At 44.6% G+C, this 20,043-nt stretch carries 16 protein-coding genes and 1 pseudogene; 6 read left to right on the plus strand and 11 right to left on the minus strand.

Translation table 11 applies throughout. The features are described from left to right. Positions 1 to 82: 82 nt before the first annotated feature. The 3 genes from frsA to IHV80_RS12675 all read right to left on the minus strand — a co-directional run bounded on the left by frsA (position 83) and on the right by IHV80_RS12675 (position 3,264). Positions 83 to 1,336, minus strand: coding sequence for an esterase FrsA (gene frsA, locus IHV80_RS12665; protein ID WP_029222300.1), 1,254 nt, complete (start codon positions 1,334 to 1,336; stop codon positions 83 to 85). An 89-nt stretch (positions 1,337 to 1,425) separates the two neighbouring features. Continuing rightward, the gene (locus tag IHV80_RS12670; RefSeq protein ID WP_017084190.1) at positions 1,426 to 1,890 is read right to left on the minus strand and encodes a xanthine phosphoribosyltransferase; all 465 of its coding nucleotides are present in this window, start codon (positions 1,888 to 1,890) and stop codon (positions 1,426 to 1,428) included. 84 nt (positions 1,891 to 1,974) lie between these two features. Beyond that, complete coding sequence (locus IHV80_RS12675; protein ID WP_192889272.1) at positions 1,975 to 3,264, minus strand: NCS2 family permease; 1,290 nt, start codon at positions 3,262 to 3,264, stop codon at positions 1,975 to 1,977. Positions 3,265 to 4,317: 1,053 nt separating this feature from the next. On the opposite strand from IHV80_RS12675, the gene IHV80_RS12680 reads away from it, so the two are divergent. Continuing rightward, on the plus strand, positions 4,318 to 5,790 hold the full coding sequence (locus IHV80_RS12680; RefSeq protein ID WP_192889273.1) for an aminoacyl-histidine dipeptidase: 1,473 nt from the start codon (positions 4,318 to 4,320) through the stop codon (positions 5,788 to 5,790). A 141-nt stretch (positions 5,791 to 5,931) separates the two neighbouring features. Here the strand turns inward: IHV80_RS12680 and IHV80_RS12685 are convergent, their stop codons facing one another. Continuing rightward, the gene (locus tag IHV80_RS12685; RefSeq protein WP_192889274.1) at positions 5,932 to 6,471 is read right to left on the minus strand and encodes a DUF3332 family protein; all 540 of its coding nucleotides are present in this window, start codon (positions 6,469 to 6,471) and stop codon (positions 5,932 to 5,934) included. 271 nt (positions 6,472 to 6,742) lie between these two features. Here IHV80_RS12685 and IHV80_RS12690 point away from each other — a divergent pair, with 271 nt between their 5' ends. After that, positions 6,743 to 7,789 (plus strand): succinylglutamate desuccinylase/aspartoacylase family protein, encoded by a 1,047-nt coding sequence (locus IHV80_RS12690; protein WP_192889275.1) that lies wholly within the window; start codon positions 6,743 to 6,745, stop codon positions 7,787 to 7,789. A gap of 117 nt (positions 7,790 to 7,906) precedes the next feature. Here the strand turns inward: IHV80_RS12690 and IHV80_RS12695 are convergent, their stop codons facing one another. Next, complete coding sequence (locus IHV80_RS12695; RefSeq protein WP_102437292.1) at positions 7,907 to 8,221, minus strand: DUF3622 domain-containing protein; 315 nt, start codon at positions 8,219 to 8,221, stop codon at positions 7,907 to 7,909. Between the two features lie 350 nt (positions 8,222 to 8,571). On the opposite strand from IHV80_RS12695, the gene IHV80_RS12700 reads away from it, so the two are divergent. Further along, positions 8,572 to 9,579, plus strand: coding sequence for an adenosine deaminase (locus IHV80_RS12700; protein WP_192889276.1), 1,008 nt, complete (start codon positions 8,572 to 8,574; stop codon positions 9,577 to 9,579). Positions 9,580 to 9,708: 129 nt separating this feature from the next. On the opposite strand, the gene IHV80_RS12705 is transcribed toward IHV80_RS12700, so the two are convergent. After that, on the minus strand, positions 9,709 to 10,893 hold the full coding sequence (locus IHV80_RS12705) for an NnrS family protein (protein ID WP_192889277.1): 1,185 nt from the start codon (positions 10,891 to 10,893) through the stop codon (positions 9,709 to 9,711). 288 nt (positions 10,894 to 11,181) lie between these two features. On the opposite strand from IHV80_RS12705, the gene IHV80_RS12710 reads away from it, so the two are divergent. Continuing rightward, entirely contained in the window at positions 11,182 to 11,736 is a 555-nt protein-coding gene (locus tag IHV80_RS12710; RefSeq protein ID WP_192889278.1) for a gamma-glutamylcyclotransferase family protein, read from the plus strand. Positions 11,737 to 11,841: 105 nt separating this feature from the next. Here IHV80_RS12710 and IHV80_RS12715 read toward each other — a convergent pair whose 3' ends face one another. The 3 genes from IHV80_RS12715 to IHV80_RS12720 form a co-directional block, all read right to left on the minus strand. Beyond that, a complete protein-coding gene (locus IHV80_RS12715) occupies positions 11,842 to 12,174 on the minus strand; it encodes a tRNA-binding protein (protein WP_102437284.1) in 333 nt (110 codons plus the stop codon). 153 nt (positions 12,175 to 12,327) lie between these two features. After that, positions 12,328 to 12,546: a hypothetical protein gene (locus tag IHV80_RS25220; RefSeq protein WP_226088494.1), complete on the minus strand. Its 219-nt coding sequence runs from the start codon at positions 12,544 to 12,546 to the stop codon at positions 12,328 to 12,330. Next, the gene (locus IHV80_RS12720; RefSeq protein ID WP_226088495.1) at positions 12,521 to 14,110 is read right to left on the minus strand and encodes an SgrR family transcriptional regulator; all 1,590 of its coding nucleotides are present in this window, start codon (positions 14,108 to 14,110) and stop codon (positions 12,521 to 12,523) included. The genes IHV80_RS25220 and IHV80_RS12720 overlap by 26 nt, the downstream gene beginning before the upstream one ends. A 415-nt stretch (positions 14,111 to 14,525) precedes the next feature. Here IHV80_RS12720 and ptsG point away from each other — a divergent pair. Both ptsG and IHV80_RS12730 read left to right on the plus strand, forming a co-directional pair. After that, a pseudogene (ptsG, locus tag IHV80_RS12725) lies at positions 14,526 to 15,933 on the plus strand (PTS glucose transporter subunit IIBC). A 305-nt stretch (positions 15,934 to 16,238) separates the two neighbouring features. Beyond that, positions 16,239 to 17,240, plus strand: coding sequence for a substrate-binding domain-containing protein (locus IHV80_RS12730; RefSeq protein ID WP_192889279.1), 1,002 nt, complete (start codon positions 16,239 to 16,241; stop codon positions 17,238 to 17,240). Between the two features lie 194 nt (positions 17,241 to 17,434). Here the strand turns inward: IHV80_RS12730 and galM are convergent, their stop codons facing one another. Both galM and galK read right to left on the minus strand, forming a co-directional pair. Then, entirely contained in the window at positions 17,435 to 18,514 is a 1,080-nt protein-coding gene (gene galM / locus IHV80_RS12735; RefSeq protein ID WP_192889280.1) for a galactose-1-epimerase, read from the minus strand. Positions 18,515 to 18,651: 137 nt separating this feature from the next. Next, entirely contained in the window at positions 18,652 to 19,812 is a 1,161-nt protein-coding gene (gene galK / locus IHV80_RS12740; protein WP_192889281.1) for a galactokinase, read from the minus strand. Positions 19,813 to 20,043: the final 231 nt, after the last annotated feature.

The following is a 20,043-nucleotide window of genomic DNA, read 5'->3' on the forward strand; positions in this document are numbered from 1 at the left end:
AGCCTTTGGTTTTATAAATTATTACTGAGTATCAGGTACTTAGTTTGTACACTTTTCATGCTTAACTAATTTAGGAGAAATGTCATCTAAATAATTCATCCTCAAGCCACTTTATCGCTAATTCGAGGGATTGCTCATACCCCTGTGTAATTGATTTAGTTTTGATTTTCTTCGCTTTGCCGTAATCACTGTAAATAGCAACCAGTTGATTATCCAGATGCGGTGAAACAGGGTCACCTTCCAAAGCCAATGCCAAGATAGGAACACTCGTTTTACTGTTAGCCAGCAAACCTTGCACCTTCAATGACCAAGCCATCAGCTGCCCAGAAAGGCTATTGATATCCACCGCACCTTTGCCAAGGCGAGAAGCCAACACATCCAAATGCATCTTAGGCATCTGCTTTAGTTTGTCCGCATGAACAAAGATGTCGTGGATCGGAGCGCCAAGAGAGATACAGGCTTTGAGTTTGTGCTGCTCAAGGAAGGATAACCTCACCATCGCGTTACCACCGAATCGAAACCCAAACAGACCGACTTTATGGTGGTCTACCCATGGAATGTTAGGCAGTTCATTCAACACGGCTTGGTGCAGACAAGAAGAGTCTTCGGTCAACGGCCAGTGCGAACTGTGTCCTATCGACGGCATATCAATCGTTAGCATCGCAATGTTTTTCGGTGCTAGGTAATCTCTAAACAAACGCCACATGTCAGTTTGCAAGCTATCTAAACCAGCACTCACGATCACGACAGGTTGTGGTTTGTCTGTTTTGGTTAGGTGTAGGTTCGCCTTTATCTTTTTGTTTTGATATGGCACTTCGATTTGTTTGACGATCAATTTGGTGTGTTTGATCGCTTCAGAATACGCCGCGTTCGCTAATACCTGTGCCTGAGCAGCAAGGTTATCGTTCTTTAGATGTGGGTAGCCCGCAATGCTAAAGCACAAAGAGGCAGAAAATAGCTCTTCAGCCATCTCTTCACCACTCTTCTCATTAGAACGATTTTGATGCTGCATACCCAGCTTAGTCCACTCGTATGCCCAGTTACCACTGCGGTAGCCCATCACGGTATCTAACCACTCATCGGTGGTACGAGAATTATCGGATGAGGCGATGCGAGCCAATACCGCTTCTTGCTCTATCGGGTTTACGCCTTGCCATACCCATTGAAGACGTCTTAGGTTTCGATACCAAGATGAGTTCTGCTCTTCACGCTTTTTATCCAACAGTTCTTCTGAACTTGGCATGTAACGCGTGAGCATTGAGGTCTCTTTGGCCTGCTTGTGTTTTACAAACAAGGTTTCCGAAAGGTTCGAGCTCGTTTCTTCTGATTCAGACATTGGGATACTTAATAAGAAATGGTTGTTACTAATCATATAAAAAAAAATGACCCTATAAAGGGTCATTTCTCAAAAAACTAAGTTTACGCTTATTTTGACTTGCGATTTACCGGCTCAACGAAGCTTAGGCTAGTATCCCAAGGTTGCTCAATCCATGTGTCTTGAGCGATATCAACGATGTATTCATCTAACAAATCTGCGCCAGATGGTTTTGCACATACAGCGATCAGTTTCGCTTTAGGGTACATTTCGCGAAGCTTGCGTGCAGTGTCACCACTATCAACAAGATCTTCAACAATTAGGAAACCTTCGCCGTCACCTTCTGGTGCTTTAACGACTGTCATATCACGTTGATGATCGTGGTCGTAGCTAGAAATACAAATCGTATCTACGTGACGAATACCTAGCTCACGAGCCAAGATTGCACCAGGAACCAAACCACCACGGCTTACTGCCCAGATACCTTTCCACTGTTCTGCTGGCATTTGCTTTTCAGCTAGTTGACGGCAGTAAGTCTGCATGTTGTCCCAAGTGATAACGAATTTGTTGCTCATAGTATAAAACCTAATAATTTTGTCATGTTATTAGAGGCTATGCCTTACATAGCCTCTTCAGCGATTAAGCAGAAATCTAGACGATTAAGCGAAAATGTATTTAAGAATAAAGATAACCGACATTACCCACACAGCAGGTGAAACGTCGCGACCTTTACCACTTAGCAGCTTAATTGCGGCGTAAGCGATGAAACCTAGTGAGATACCCTCAGCGATAGAGTACGTCAGCGGCATAAGCAGACATGTTACCACGACTGGTGCAGCTTCCGTAAGATCACGCCAATCAATGCCAACTAAGCCAGACATCATCAGAATTGCTACATAGAAAAGTGCACCTGATGTTGCGTAAGCCGGAATCATACCTGCTAGTGGCGAGAAGAAAAGAGCCAGTAGGAATAAGATACCGACCACAACCGCAGTTAGACCGGTACGACCGCCTTCAGCAACACCCGCAACACTCTCAACGTAAGATGTCGTGTTTGATGTACCTAGCAATGCACCGATAGACGTTGCTGTAGAGTCAGCAAGCAGTGCTTTATTTAGACGAGGAAGTTTACCGTCTTCTTTGATTAGGTTTGCTTTCGTAGCAACACCAACCAGAGTACCCGCTGTATCGAACAAATCGACGAACAAGAATGCGAATACCACTGAAATCATACCGATTTCAAATACAGCAGAGAAATCAAGCTGCATGAATGTAGGTGCAAGGCTTGGTGGTGTAGACATGATGCCGCCGTATTGAACGTCACCAATAATAATACCAAGAGCCGTGATTGCTAGAATCGCAATCATTACTGCGCCTTTCACACCACGGTGAACAAGAGCAATCGTAAGGAAGAAGCCTAGTGAACCTAAGATGGGTGCAATAGCGGTAATGTCACCCAATGTAACTTTAGTCGCAGGGTTAGAAACAACGATGCCAGCATTACTAAGAGCAATAAATGCTAGGAAAAGGCCGATACCCGCAGAGATACCAACACGCAGAGACATAGGAATCGAGTTGATAATCCATTCACGGATCTTAAAGATACTTAAGAAAATGAAGATTACGCCTGATACGAAAACCGCTGCCAGAGCAACTTGCCACGTATAACCCATCCCCATAACAACTGCATAGGTAAAGAATGCGTTCAAACCCATACCTGGTGCTTGAGCGATTGGGTAGTTAGCAACAAAGCCCATGATGAAACAGCCAATAGCAGCCGCTAAACAGGTTGCTACAAATACAGCGCCATGGTCCATACCAGCATCAGCTAGAATCATTGGGTTTACAAAAATGATGTAAGCCATTGTTAGGAAGGTTGTTAGACCTGCGATGATTTCAGTGCGCACATTGGTGCCGTTTTCACTGAGTTTGAATAGCTTTTCGAACATTATCGAATCCTATAAGGGTAAAAAGTAAACGGTTGCGTAATCGATTGGCTGTGGATTATAAAGTTATCAAATAACAAATTCCAGATAGAATTAAGGCTCTAATCGATATTTATCAGAATGGCGTATGAAACAAAGCGATTAAAAACGTAGAGTTCAACAAGAAATAACCTTAATAAACAGTCAATTAAGATAAATAATCACGATGAAAAATCTTGGTTACTTTTTCGACCATCGGTTATTTTGATTGAGAATCTAGCCATTAAATTCTGAATTCAAACCCACAAGAGTTGTGTATTTTTCAACAGGATCAGTAATAAGTCGCAAATTGATATTTTGGCGTTTAAAAAACAACCGCAGAGAATGGGGTAAGTTGGTGTAGTAGGAAAAAGTAGCAGGCAAAAAAAACGCCACTCAAAACTGAGTGGCGGTAGAATCTGTCAACCAAAAGGGCTGTAAAAGAATTCCAATATATAGGGGTGAACAAACTGTTCAAGTCACATGCTTACGGTATTAGTAACCAAAGCTTGTTGGGTATGCAAAGTTGCTAGTGTAAACAGAGCTGTTAAGCCAGAACATTGCAGATGGTAAACCTTTCATAACTATCACCTTAATAAATCAATAAAAAACGAATTTGATTTCTCGGTTCCTTGGAGGCGATAAAACGGACTCATCCTTTGAGCATTTACTCTTCACTTCAGAAGTTGGTTATTAATATACCCGAAAGAAAAAAGATTACAAGTATTTTTTGCTATACGTCACACTTTTAGCTAATTATGGTTATTTAAGAAACTCAATCCTGTAATTAAATCACAAAACAGACTTAAACAAACGTTTGCTTACACCATTTATAAGCATCAACGCACTTACTTGTGATCAAATGAACAAGACCGCTTTCAAAAATTGAAACATTTGACGTTTAGAAGCGCTACTCGTCAAAAGCCTCAAGTGGTATGCTGTTGCCATCAAAACAGACCCATATTTTAGATTTTTGTTCTAGATTTTTACCCATAAGAATCATAAATATATGGTTACCAAATAAAAAAGGAGTCATCCGTGTCTGAATTCCATTCTGAGATCAGTAAATTATCCCCTGCCCCTATTTGGCAGTTCTTCGATAAGATTTGCTCAATCCCACATCCTTCTAAGCATGAGGAAGAGCTAGCTCAATACATTATTGCTTGGGCAACAGAGCAAGGTTTAAATGTACGTCGCGACCCAACGGGTAACGTATTCATTACTAAACCTGCAACGCCAGGCATGGAAAACAAAAAAGGTGTTGTGCTACAAGCGCACATCGATATGGTTCCACAAAAGAACGAAGACACGGTTCACGACTTCGCTAAAGATCCTATCCAGCCATACATTGATGGTGAGTGGGTTACAGCAAAAGGCACAACACTTGGCGCTGATAACGGCATGGGTATGGCTTCTTGCCTAGCGGTTCTTGCTTCAAACGAAATCAAGCACGGCCCTATCGAAGTTCTACTCACCGTAGATGAAGAAGCAGGTATGACTGGTGCTTTCGGTCTTGAAGCCGGTTGGTTAGAAGGCGATATCCTTCTTAATACCGATTCAGAGCAAGAAGGCGAAGTGTACATGGGTTGTGCTGGCGGTATCGACGGTGCAATGACTTTCGACATCACTCGTGATGCAGTCCCTGCTGATTTCGTTACACGTAAACTTACGCTAAAGGGCCTTAAAGGCGGCCACTCTGGTTGTGATATTCACACAGGTCGTGCAAACGCAAACAAATTGCTTGCTCGTTTCCTTGCGGGCCACGCAAAAGAGCTAGACCTTCGCATCGTAGAATTCAAAGGTGGTAGCCTTCGTAACGCTATCCCTCGAGAAGGTTTCGTAACGGTGGCAATACCAGCTGCAAACCAAGATAAACTGGCTTCGCTATACAACTACTACACTGAACTGCTTTCAACAGAGCTAGGTAAAGTAGAAGACAGCATTGTTACTTTTAACGAAGAAACTTCTGTAGAAATGGGCGCACTGGCGTCAGCAGACCAAGCTCGCTTTATCGCGGCACTTAACGCATGTCCAAACGGCGTGATTCGTATGAGTGACGAGATTGAAGGTGTTGTTGAGACTTCTCTAAACGTTGGTGTTATCACAACGGAAGAGAACTCAATCACTGTGCTTTGCCTGATCCGTTCTTTGATCGATTCAGGTCGTAGCCAAGTAGAAAGCATGCTTCACTCTGTTGCAGAACTCGCTGGCGCGAACATCGCGTTCTCTGGTGCTTACCCAGGTTGGAAGCCAGATGCAGATTCAGAAATCATGCATATCTTCCGCGACATGTACGAAGGCATCTACGGTCACAAACCAAACATCATGGTTATCCATGCTGGTCTTGAGTGTGGTCTATTCAAAGAACCTTACCCGAACATGGACATGGTTTCTTTCGGCCCAACCATCAAGTTCCCTCACTCTCCAGACGAGAAAGTGAAGATCGACACAGTTGAGCTATTCTGGAACCAAATGGTTGCACTGCTTGAAGCAATCCCAGAAAAAGCCTAATTTGATTAGCTATGTGTTTTTCAATAGATAGTGCTTTTCAATAAATCGTGCTTTCAGTAAACACCGTTTATCGACACAAAATAAAACAGGTACTCAATGAGTACCTGTTTTTGTATCTAAGCTTAGTAATCAAACAAATGATTAAGCGCGTGTAGCCGCGTAGCTTTCTAGCTCATCAATTGAAGTTTGTGCCACAACTTCGCCATCAATGAAGTACGTCACCATCTCGCCATCGCGAACACCGATTAACGTCGCACGCTCACCAGATTGGTAAGTAATGTCCATTTGGATAGTGTTTTCATCAATCTGCTGCATTTGACCTTTCTCGATCACATCTGCACTCGTAATAGGGCCTACTGGCGCTTCCGTTAGAGACGGATCTAGTTGGTGATTGATATCTAGGTACGTATCAGTTTTAGTATCAAAGATGTGCGGCGAACCAGTCAGTGGGTTGCTACCAGTCCAGAACTCTAGTGAGTTGAATACCAAGTAATCGGCAGCGATAGTTAGACCGTAAGCAGGTGCTAGCAACATGTTCAAACCACCACGTGCGTAACGGTTATCAACAGCCTTAACGTTGAACTTCATTAGATAACCGGTTACTGCGTTACTACCAACACAGCCAGATAAAGCGACAGAAACCACCGCCAGTGCAACGACTTTTGAAATTGTTTTTTTCATTTTTATCTCGATATATGAATTTGGCCGCCAAAAAATGGCGATGGATAATACCAATCAACCGAACGACAAATATCAGAGTTAAATCAATGTATTGTCAGAAAACTCGCAATTCGAAGCACGCTCTAATTAGCCAAATCAAAAATAGAAACCAATACAGAAGCCCCTTCATAAAAAACTTTTGCCGTGACCGTAAAGTGATTGATTCGTACTAAAAATCAACGATTGCTACATTCCGTGTTAACGAATTATCACAATGTTGAGAACAACCTAAATGGCAAGACTAAAACCTAATCAACCATTCGAATTACTTGGTTATACTGTTCAGCCAGGACAACGAATGGAGATTGAACTGCAAGCAGCTCAGCTTTATACCCATTCTCCACTTTCGATCCCGATTGAAATCATTCACGGTCGTCAATCAGGCCCAACACTGATGGTGAACGCGGCGATCCACGGTGATGAGCTAAACGGCGTCGAAATCGCAAGACAGCTAACCAATGCTATTGAACCTAAGAAGCTGAAAGGTACGCTGATTGTTGTGCCTATCGTTAACGTGTTTGGTTTTATCCATAAATCTCGTTATCTACCAGATCGTCGTGACCTAAACCGTTGCTTCCCAGGCAGTGAGAAGGGGTCACTAACATCACGCATCGCTCACACCTTCTTCGAGAACGTGGCGAAACACTGTGATTACATTCTGGATCTACACACGGGCGCGATTCACCGTACCAATCTGCCACAGATTCGTGCAAACCTATCAAACCCAGAAACACTGCGCATCGCGAAAGCGTTCGCAACACCAGTGATCATTGATTCACCACTGCGTGACGGTTCACTTCGTAGCGAAGCAGAAAAACTTGGTATCCCTGTATTAACTTACGAAGGTGGTGAAGCACTGCGTTTCGATCACCTAGCGATTCGTGCGGGTTACCTTGGCGTGCACCAAGTGATGAAAGAAATCGGCATGCTGCGCCCTAACCGTAAGAAGTTACCAGAGCCAGTATTGAGTAAATCCACCAGCTGGATCCGCGCTGAATCAGACGGTATTTTGCGTAACATGGTAAGACTGGGCGAACAGGTTGAAGCAGGGCAAACCCTTGCTTACATCAGCTCTCCATTAGGTCACCAAGAAGGCCAAGTAATCACAACCAAAGGCGGTATCGTAATTGGTCAGCAAACTCTACCTTTGGTAAACGAAGGTGATGCTGTTTTCCACATCGCTTACTTTAAGCAAGACGATGAAGAGGTAGGACAATCAGTAGAGAGCTACATTGAAGAAGTGGCAGAAGACGATTGGCTAACTGCGCTGAACAACTAAGTTTGCAGAGTCAGTTCGCTGAATAACGCTCAGAAATGCAAAAGCCCCAATATAGGTGACTATATTGGGGCTTTTTTCTGCTCTTCTTCAAACAAGAAGAGCATAAATTATTGCGACTTACTCGTCGTCTAGCTCTTCTGCGCGAGCTTTTGCACGTGCTTCACGCGCTTGCTCAGCTTTAAGCTCTTTAGTGTGACGAATTTCATCACGCTCTTTACGTTGCTCTGATTTACGATCGTTACGCTCAGCTTGGTTTGCAATGAAAGAAGCCAGTTCTTTCTCTGCCCACTCTTGTGCTAGAGCTTCAGTTTCGAAACCAGCTTCACGCTTAGATACTGTTGTGCTGCGAGACGTTACTTGACGAGTAATCTCTGCACACCAACCGTTGCGTTTTTCTGTAAGGCGGATATCAAATTTTTTGTTCTTAGACATGTTCTATTTATTCCTAAGGGAGATCATTAAGGGATCGGTCAACTTTGATAACTCCATCTAAGTGAGCATCTTTTAACACCATCCCTTGGTAAGCGCGGTATTAGAGCACAAATCAATGAGTATTGCTGCAAATATTTGCAGCAGATCACACTCCATTGCTGCAAATCCTTTGCGGCTCATTTCAATTCCTCCATAACCCTCTACTCACCAGCAATTTCAGCGCTGTTTTATCGACAACAATGAAATGGACTATGCTCAAACAGAGATAAATGAATCGCCTAAGACTTAATATCAATAGGCACTAATATCTCACCTACTCCGCCCATAATTAAAATAGCTAAGGAGTTGCTATGGATAGCTTCATCAAAAATTTACCGAAGGTTGAGCTGCACTTACACATAGAAGGCACACTAGAACCCGAGTTGATGTTCGAACTCGCCAAGCGAAATAACGTGTCGATTCCCTATGAGAACCCAGACCAAGTTCGCGAAGCCTATCAATTTCACAACCTGCAATCCTTCCTCGATATCTATTACCAAGGCGCCAACGTGCTACTCCACCAGCAGGATTTCTATGACCTGACTTGGGCTTACCTACTAAAATGCCAGCAAGACAACGTAGTTCACACCGAAATCTTTTTTGACCCACAGACTCACACCGAGCGTGGAATAGGTTTCGACACGGTTGTTGGTGGCATCACTCAAGCTTTACAACAAGCCGAACAGGAACTTGGGATAAGTAGCCAACTGATCATGTGCTTTCTGCGCCACCTTGATGAAGACAGCGCGTTCGAGACTCTCAAACAAGCCCTTCCCTATAAAGATAAAATCATAGCCGTTGGGCTAGATTCATCGGAGCAAGGCAACCCACCAGAAAAGTTTAAGCATGTCTTTCAAGAGGCCATCAACCAAGGTTTCCTAACCGTGGCACATGCAGGGGAAGAAGGACCAGCGCAAAATATTAGTGACTCTTTGAGCTTGCTAGGCATCACGCGAATTGACCACGGGGTTCGTTGTGCAGAAGACCCTGAACTGATGGAAGAGCTGGCTGCGAAGCGTATCCCACTGACGGTTTGTCCGTTGTCGAACACCAAGCTCAAGGTCTTCGACACCATGCAGCAACACAACATCGTAGAACTATTAAGAAAAGGGCTGTGCGTCACCATCAATTCCGATGACCCAGCTTACTTTGGAGGGTACATGAATGATAACTTCCTGGCTGTCGCCAATGCTCATCCATTGACGAAAAACGAATTAGCACAGTTCAGTATGAATGCCATTGAAGCGAGCTTTGTTTCCCCTCAAGTTCGACAAAAGCTCACCGCGCAAGTGCACCATTATCTAATCGTGAATACTTAACGAGCTAATAGATAATACTTAACGAGCCAGTAGAAACAGTGCACTTTTCAACACGACCAAAAAAGGGAAGCTCATTGCTTCCCTTTCATTATCTACAGGCTTAACGAGTAAGCTTAATCAATGTACTGATTACCCTGGGTGACCATCCACTCGCGGGGTTAATAACATCATGCCGAATTTCCAAATAAACAAACCGAACGCCAGCGTCCATAAACCTGCGCTGATATTGACCATCTCAAACAAGTATGCAGGGAAGAAAGTCACACCCAAACTACGCACTAACGCGGCAATGAAAATTGCTGCGAACGCTAACGCCATGCTTGGCCCTTTGTAAATAGCACGACCTGTGTGTCCCATGGTCACACGAGTAATCATAGCGAGAATCAGGCCACTCAAACCGCCAATCGCAAACAGGTGCAGCATGTTATGGCTGGCAAATGGGTTATCTAACAGACCACGTAACAGTAAGCTTAAAGGGATACACAAGTAAGCCGCATGCAGTGACCACACCAATGGCTCAGATAACGTCGTCCAAGGCTTCCAACGAACAAAGCGCACCAACTGAGTCACACCCGCAAAAACCATCAACTCATTACCGACTTGAGCAAAGCTCAGTGGGAAGAAACTCAACACAAATAAGCCAACCAAAGGTAGATTCGCTAGCCATTCCAACCAAACCAATGGCTGTGCTTTTTCAAAATCAAAACGACGTGCCGTGAAGAATGGAATCACTCGCCCGCCCATTACAGACAATAGCAAGGTAAACCACCACAACATCGCTTGCCATACCGCAGCCGACGGGAATGGAGGCATACCCTTAATGGTCGCGTAGCTCGCAAAGTTAGCCACGATAGCCAATACAAACAACGGAATAAAGAACAGGTTCTTCCACCCTTTCGATTTTACAACTCGAAATCCAATCTCATAAGCGGCGAAGATTAAGAACAGCGCCTCAACCGATGAGATCAACCATAACGGCGCTGGTGTCCAAAACAAGATACGAGGCACCAACCACAAGCCGACTAACACGGCTAATCGATGATGCTTGGTGCCATTGACGCCAGTCCACGTTTGTACGGCGGTTAAAACAAAACCCACAACAATCGCCATGGCAAAACCAAATAACATTTCGTGTACGTGCCACCACAGCGCTGGCACTGTTAATATCTCAGGCTGACCGTTTTGAAACATGATGACCCACGCCACAATGGCAATCACGGCATAGAGACTGCCGAGAAAAAAGAAAGGTCGAAAGCCTAAACGCAGGTAAGCTGGAATCGCGTCTTCTACACTTTTATCTGTGATATTTAACAAACTCACTCCTAATTCTCAGATAAACGGTCAAGGGGTTACCTAAACCAAATTTGGTGTGCATCGGAATCGATGCAATATGCTGATCACATTGCATGAAACGAGCCAAATAGATAAAGCCAGTAAAAACAAACACTCGCAGAGTTCACCCGCCAATAAACAAGTCTAAAAAACACAACCAAAGGAGTCATAAAGACCTATGCGTGTACAAATAGAAACTTACTGACTTTTGCCATGGCGACACATATAGTAAGACTAGACTTAAATGGAAGAACTCAGATAAGGAACGCGATGTATATTTTTGGTTATGGCAGCTTGATCAACTCTTCTTCACGTCAACTTACCGGTCAAACTGGGCAAGCGATCCCTGCGATTGTTCATGGCTTAGTGCGTCACTGGAGTAAGATCGATGACAGCTATGTTTTATCACCTTTGATCGTCAATCTTGGTGAGGGACAAGTGAATGGTGTTTTGCTTGAAGTCGATGATGTTGCATTGGCTGAATTTGATCGTCGTGAGCGTGGTTATCACAGAATCGAACTCAAAGCCGATCAGATAGAGAGCCAAACTGAGTTCAAGCAGGAGCAATCGATTTGGGTATACATCAAAGACGAGATTCAAGCGCCTTGTGAAAACAGCCCTATCGTCCAAACCTATGTGGATACCGTTATGGCAGGATGTTTAGAAGTGTCTGAAAGCTTTGCCGCGCATTTTGTGGAACATACGCAGGGTTGGCACCATCCATTAGAAAATGATCGCCACCAGCCCAAATACGGCAATCTTGCTGGCGTTTCTGATCACCACCACAGTGTAATCGATGGCTTGATACTGACCGTTCGTAGTTAGTCTTTGAGAGCTTTGGTAATTTTGGAGCTTCGATAATTTGGAGCTTTGAGAGCAGATAAGTCGATGAGCTTATAACGAATAGGCTCACCGACCAAACGAGACAACTTAAACCACTCGAATACCCGCTGGCATCGCACGTTCAGGTGTCAACAATACGCTTTCAGATTCATCATCCGTTTCCGCACACAGCAACATGCATTCAGAAGTATGGCCTCTCATCTTGGCTTTCGCTAAATTACACAACACAACAACCTGCTTGCCCATCAACTCTTCTTCTGTGTAATAAGGGACTAGGCTGGTCACTGTTTGTAGCGTCTTCTCACCCACATCCACCTGCACGATGTACAGCTTGTCTGCGTTTTCATGACGCACAACTTCGATGATCTTACCCACTCGCATTTCTAACTTAGCAAAGTCACCATAAGAGACAGTATCCATTTCTCACTTCCTATATTGATTTATTTTTTCACTTACTGATAATTTACTAAAATTCAGTAAAACACAAATCTAACACTAGCAGTAAGCCTAATAATTACAAGCGGTAAAGATCTCATTCTGATAAGTAAAGATCATAAAAGTTGTCAGCGACTGTTACCAAATCTCACTCAATTTTGGCCAACCCCAAGCCGTGATCTCCACGCCTTTAAAGATATCGAGAAAGCTGAGTGTTTGCCTATGGTGGAGCATCGGAGTAATCAAACCTTCGTAAATAAGCACAGAGCCCAGTTGCTCGAGCTGATTGAGGTATTCATTGGGTGAGAAGTCTTCTCGGATACGGTTAAGTTCAGCCACCAGCCACCAGCCATTCACTCACATCAGCTCCAATCTTGGCATGCAGCACAGGATCGCTCAAAAAGTACAACAGAGCCGATACTTGGCGATTGTCATCAAGGTTGAGGCTACTTAAGACGATCTCTTCACTGAAACCATCACCCTGTGCTTTCTCTATAAAGGTTTCAAATGAGTAGAGGTTTATCTGCGCTTCAATACCCTCTCTCGCCAATATTTGCACCGCTGCTTTGGCACTGCGTTGAACACCTAAATGTGAATAGCAGGCAATCTGAACGGATCTAGGCAATTCGATCGGTTGGCTTCTGATGTGTTTAACGTTATGCCAGAAAGGAAAAAAATTGTGCGCTATTTCGGCTCCAAATGTCGTTTCATTGAGTTCGAGCTGACGCCAGATTCCCTCTCCATTGAGTTGTTCACTCAACCAACGACGCTGAAGGTAAGACAAGCTTGAGTTGTTCTGATTGAAAATAACAAACAGACACCCTTCCTCTATTCGAGCTCTTAATGCGGTCTGTTGCGAGTCTGGCGTATTGCTGCTTTCCAATGCGCTCTCATTGGACTCACTGCTCGCGTTGGTGATGATTTTCTTAGAGTACTGCTCTGTGTCAGGAAGCGCCTGTGAATCGCCCGAGGCTTGCTCATGGTTCGCCGAGGCCGTGTTTAAAGACCAAATCGTCACTTTATCCGTCAGAGATCGGAAACCATGAAAATGCTCATTAGCCGCTAGGGTCAGCTTGCTGTCTGAGTGCTGTTCAAGGGCAAAGATGCCGCAACCGACAACATTAGATGATGAGTTTTTGAGTTGCTCCCGAGGTTGAAGCGAATATTTTAAGTCACTCATTAACGCAGCAAAGCCCTTGTCACTGCGACTGAGTTGAACAGAAAATCGATAAGGGGTTTCAACCGTGATGGCTTCAAGGTGGTCGAGTTCATTTTGATAGTAAGGAAGTGCTTGCAACTCAAGCAACAGTTGCGAGACAACCTCAGCATCTACCTTGTCACCAGAATGAAATCTCACAGAGGTACGAAGATAAAACGTCCATACTTTCCAATTTTCATCCGCTTCCCAATGGTGTGCAATATTGGGAATTAACTCACCCTCAGGGCTCATTGAAACCAAACAAGAATGGATCTGACGAATCAAATAGCGCTCGCTATTGCGATGCGGCTTTGTTGGGGAGAGAGAAGCAAACGGGCGATTATAAGTCAGTTGCACACTCACTTTACCTTCTGTCACTTGCGCTCCAGAAGTCTGCTTCAATAATTGTTCGAAAACCACTTGGTTGTATTCAAGAAACTCCAGAGCGCGGTCGTATTTGCTCTCTTTGATCCACTCCAATGCAATCGAGCGCTTCACCTCGGTGCGGTCGATGCGACGAATGAGAGTCGAACGCTGATTTCGCCCTACTCGTGGTATCCAAGCAATCCACTTTAACTCACTCATCTGTTTAAGAATCGCGCGCGCATGTCTTGGGCTGGTGCACATCTTGCCTGCGGTCTCAGCAAGCGTGACGGCATGCTCAACCAACAATTCAAATTCTTCTAGGCGTTCGTAGTATCGAAAAAGGTTAATGCTCTCCAAAACAGGCACTCCAAAGCTAAGTTTGAGTTCCTTATATTAGTTCACCAGTACCTAACTCAAGTAAAAAGGTCTAAAAACTTCGTTATAAGGAACTCAAAACCTAAAAATTACGCTCTTTTTTCCTGCCTCATTTTTAGCAAAAATAGCCTCAGATTCTAGCGCAGCGCTACGGTTGAGTAATTCAGGCAAAGATAATTCATCGATTGTTGAGTGCAAAAAAGCATTCACAAGAAAAGCCTCCCTCCACCACTGGCAAATTCACACTTTAAAAGCTTTAGCGATAGCAACCTACTTTATGTTTATGCTCCTACCCCCTGCAAACCATAATCTCGCTGCTATCGCTAATCCCCCTTTTGCCATGACTCACCGATGATATTGCGCCCCAAAATTTTATATAACAAATTGGAGTATATTTATGTTTGCTAACTTTTTTGCCAACCTGTCTAAGGTCGGTAAAGCCTTGATGTTGCCCATAGCCTCAATGCCCGCTGCAGGTATTTTATTGGGTATTGGCTCGGCGCAATTTGGGATAATCCCGCCTGTCGTTTCAGAATTAATGGCAGAAGCCGGTGGCGCTGTCTTCGGTAACCTGCCACTGATTTTTGCATTAGGTGTAGCGATTTCATTCACCAACAATGACGGTGTTGGTGCGGTAGCGGCAGGTATCGGTTATTACGTTTTGGTAGCGACACTGAAAGTAATGGCGGGCGTACTTGGTGTTGACCATATAGATACTGGCGTACTGGGCGGCATCATCTCTGGTGCCGTTGGCGCCTATATGTTTAACCGCTTTTACACCATTAAGATGCCAGCCTACTTGGCCTTCTTTGCGGGTAAGCGCTTTGTCCCAATCGTGACCTCATTTTCTATGTTGTTCTTGGGTATCGCGATTGCCTTTATCTGGCAGCCGATTGGCGCAGGTATTGATTGGTTTGGCGCTTGGGCAAGAACAAAACCCACTGATGGCATTTTGGGCTTATGGCACCGCTGAACGTGCATTGATTCCATTTGGTTTGCACCACGTTATCAACGTGATTATTCAGCTGCAAACGGGTGAATTCATTAACTCTGCTGGCCAAGTATTCCACGGTGAAATCCCACGTTTCTTCGCCGGAGATCCGAATGCCGGAAACCTAGCGGGTGGCTTCTTATTCAAGATGTTTGGCCTCCCTGCCGCAGCCATCGCGATTGGTCGCGCAGCGAAACCAGAGAACCGTACCAAGGTTATGGGGATCATGATTTCTGCAGCACTGACGTCATTCCTGACGGGCATCACCGAGCCAATCGAATTTGCGTTCATGTTCATCTCACCCTTGCTCTACGTGATTCACGCGATCATTGCTGGCCTTGCTTACCCACTATGTATTCTATTGGGTGTTAAACACGGCTATAGCTTTAGTGCGGGTTTAATCGACTATGTGACCTTCTTCGGTATCTCAACCAAAGGTTGGATGATCATTCCTCTAGGTCTGGCATACGCGGCACTTTACTACGTTGTGTTCACTTGGTTTATCAAGACGTTCGACTTGAAAACGCCAGGTCGCGAAAAGCAAGACGACAGCACAATCATCAACGACACCAGCTCTGAATTCGCCAGTGAATTGGTGAACGCGTTTGGTGGTAAGCAGAACATCTTGAGCACTGACGCTTGCATTACGCGCTTAAGAATCCAAATCGTCGAGCAAGACAAAGTCGACGAAGCGAAGCTGAAACAGCTCGGCGCTGCAGGTGTGGTAAGAGTAGGCACTGGCGTACAGGCTGTTTTCGGTGGCAACAGTGATGTTTACAAAACTCAAATGGTCGACTGGATGAACAATAACTAGTCCAAGACCAATACAATTCGCCAAGAGCGGAGACTGACGTTTTCGCTATCTAATTCGTGGTCGACTTTGTTGACCGCGATTTTCGCTGTTTCAGATGTTTTAGCTGTTAAACAATCTCACAATCTAACGACTTCCCTCTTTCCTACTTGCCCCACTAAAGATAACGTTTACATTTCATATATTGCTAATAAATTCATATACTAAGAGAACCACAACAAAATATAAAAAAGAGACCAATTGCACTTATTACACAATGGGTGTTTAATACTTCAGTTAACATTTTTTTAGCCCAAGAAAGGTCCCTAATGGCAACAATCAAGGATGTCGCAAAAGAAGCTGGTGTTTCTGTTGCAACCGTATCTCGAGTCGTAAATAAGTCTCCGAAGGCAAGCGCAAGCTCGATTGAGTCCGTCACCAAAGCGATGGTTAAACTGGGTTACCGCCCTAATGCGAATGCTCGTGCGTTAGTCAGCCAAAGTACCAACACGATCGGTGTTTTGGTCGGCGATATCTCCGATCCTTTCTTTGGCACGCTGGTAAAAGCGGTTGATAACGTTGCGCGAGAAAATGGTAAACATATCCTTGTCGGCAATGGCTCTCACGATCGTGAAGAAGAGAGACAAGCCATTGAACTGCTGATCAATAGTCGTTGTGATGCCTTGGTTATCCATTCAAAGGGATTAACGGATGAAGAACTCATCGCCTACGCAAAAGAAGTAAAGGGCCTTGTGTTAATCAATCGCTATATTGCCGAAATTGCTGAGCGTTGTATTTTCTTAGATAACAAGAAAGGCGCATACCTTGCCACGGAATATCTGATTCGTCATGGCCACAAAAATATCGCCTGCATCGCCTCTTCACACAGTATTGAAGATGCCGATGAACGTGTGCAAGGCTACCTAGCGGCATTAAGCGATTACAAGATCGAGTTATCTGAAAGCTATATCGAATGTTCGGCACCAACCAGTGATGGTGGTGAGTACGCGATGACTAACCTATTAACCAAGTCTCTGCCGATCACAGGCCTTGTCGCTTACAACGATTATATGGCAGCAGGTGCGCTGTCAGTGCTTGATGAGAACGGTATTCAAGCGCCAGACAAGGTTTCTATTGTTGGCTTCGATGACGGCTTAATCGCCCGTTATGTTCACCCTAAGCTGACTACGATCCGCTACCCTATTCAAATGATGGCAGAAAAAGCGACTCGCTTAGCACTTGTCCTAGCGAAAGGTGAAGGCGTATCATCAGAGCCGATGATGTTCTCTCCGACTCTGGTTCGTAGAAACTCGGTTGAGAAAGTCGTCTAATCCTAGACCAGTATCTTCCTTGCTCTCGCTAACCTGCTAATCCTCTGAGCATTAAGCCGTTAGCATCAAATATAGGATACAAAAAAAGCCCTAACAGAAGTGATTCTGTTAGGGCTTTCTTACCTTTCTCTCCCCAACAATAATTCCCTTTGTTAGGCGCCAATTTGGCATAAACCATTTTGAGCTAGAGCGAACTAGTTTGAATAATCCCCCGAAAATTCAAACTGATAACAGGTTCGGTAGCGGTATTCTTGTTCAGGCCTAAGAATACAACTACCCTGTTTCCACTCTGGATGGTTAGGTGAGTCGGGTAAGAACTGGGTTTCCAATGCAATTCCTGCGTAGTCTTCGTAGCAGCCACCATTTCGATTAGGTGTTCCGCCCAACCAATTACCGGTATACAACTGCATTGCAGGCTTGGTTGAAAAGACTTTCAGAGTGACAAGTGCATCAGGCGAAGTCACTGTAGCCGCACATTGATCGCGTTTACAGCCTTCCGCTAATAGAAAAGAATGATCGTAACCTTTGGCCGCTTTTTGCTGTTCATCACCCAATAAGCGTTCAGAGATCATCATAGGCTGATTGAAATCAAAGCTAGTTGATTTCACCGATTTCAAATTACCTAATGGGATACCCACCTTATTCGTCGGTAGGTATTGCGAGGCATTGATGCTGACAATATGAGACAAACAATCGTGATCGCTGTTTGCGCCAAGTAAATTAAAGTAAGCGTGGTTAGTTAGGTTCACGACCGTTGCTTTGTCGGTTGTCGCAAAGTACTCGATAGACACTCGGTTGTCTTCGGTTAACTCGTAGCTCACAGACACATTCAGCAACCCAGGGAAACCTTGGTCGCCATCAGCAGACACCAGACTATAAACAACCGACATCGGTGTTTGAGCGGTTAACTGCCAGCGGCGCTTATCAAAGCCATCTGAGCCACCGTGTAAAGTATTATCGGATTGATTCGCATCGAGCTTATAACCCGTGCCATCAATTTTAAAGCGACCATTAGCAATACGGTTGGCATAACGCCCGACCGTCGCACCAAGATAACTGGCTTGTTTCTGAAAGTTTTCCATTGAATCGACACCCAACAGAACTTCTCGTTGATTTCCCTTTACTGGCAAAATACAACTCAACCAAGTTGCGCCAATATCCATGAATGTTACTTGCATACCATGCTTGTTGGACAAGGTAACTAACTGAGCAGGTTGACCATCGTAGGCTGCCGTTTGTGTCATGGATTGATGCAAGTTCTGCTCTGATGTCATTCTAAATTCCTTCCTAGTGCCAACAAAAAGCCTCTACATTTAAGCAAAGGCTTTACCATTTGGCCTACCATGATCTTTTTACTTGGTAAGCGCTATCTTTCAAGCATGAAATCTCGAAACGCTAAATCGCGAAGCCGTTAGATTACTTCAATTAGGCCAGCGCCGTCTTTCGCTTGGCACACATAAATCGATTCTTTTAGGCCAGTCGCTGCTTGGTATTTCTGTTCTACCGTTGTTTTAATTTCATCCACTAAAGCGGGCGGAACCAATGCCACGATGCAACCACCAAAACCACCGCCCGTCATGCGCACGCCACCTTGGTCACCAATCACGTCTTTGACCATATCAACCAATGTGTCGACTTCTTTGACTGTGATTTCAAAATCGTCTCGCATTGAAGCATGAGATTCTGCCATCAACTCACCCATACGCTTCATATCATGAGTGCGCAGAGCTTGAGCCGCTTCAACCGTACGGTCATTTTCCGTAATCACGTGACGAGCGCGCTTAGCGACCATCTCATCAAGTTCCGACTCTTTGGCATTGAACTGTTCAATCGTCACATCACGCAGTGCTGGAACACCAAAGATGCGTGCAGCTTCTTCACATTGTTCACGACGCGTGTTGTATTCACTGTCGACCAAACCACGTTTCTTGTTTGAATTGATGATAACCACCGCCATGTCTTCAGGCATTGAAACCGCTTGAGTTTCTAGGCTACGACAATCCAACAGCATCGCATGGTTTGCAAGACCTTCAGCTGAAATCATTTGATCCATGATGCCGCAGTTACAGCCAACGAATTCGTTTTCCGCTTGCTGACCATTCAGAGCAACTTCTGCCTGACTGATCTCTAGGTTATACAACACCTTAAATGTCTGACCGATGACAACTTCTAGTGCCGCAGAAGAACTTAAACCTGCACCTTGAGGCACGTTGCCCGTTACAGAGATATCGGCACCTGTAAATTCAAAACCACGACCTTTTAAGCACTTCACCACACCACGAATGTAGTTCGACCACATCTTATCTTGTTGGAAAGTGATCTCTTGCGTTAAGTCAAACTCATCGACTGCATTGCCGTAATCCACCGACACAACACGAACGATGTTGTCGTCGCGCTTCGCTGCCGCAACAACCGTTTGGTAGTTAATGGCACACGGTAGAACAAAACCATCGTTATAGTCAGTGTGCTCACCAATCAGGTTCACACGACCCGGAGCTTGCACGATATGAGTCGCTTGATAACCAAGGACTTGCTCAAAAGACGCTTTCACGTTTTGGATTAGATCAGACATAAGTAAACTCTCTGCTTAAACTCTTTAATCAATTGGTTATGGCCCCTTTACGGCACCACTTTAATTCTTTTAGATTCCCTATCTCGTTCGTATCTCACGATAGGGAATGACAACATCAGCTTCTAAGCTCATAAACTCCTAGGAATTTAAGCTCCTAGGCTTCTCACCTGTCGTCCTTCCAGAATCGAGGAACAAGAAATCTAGAATCTTGCTTGTTATCTACAAAGCAAC

The organism is Vibrio bathopelagicus (assembly GCF_014879975.1).
GTDB lineage: Bacteria > Pseudomonadota > Gammaproteobacteria > Enterobacterales > Vibrionaceae > Vibrio > Vibrio bathopelagicus.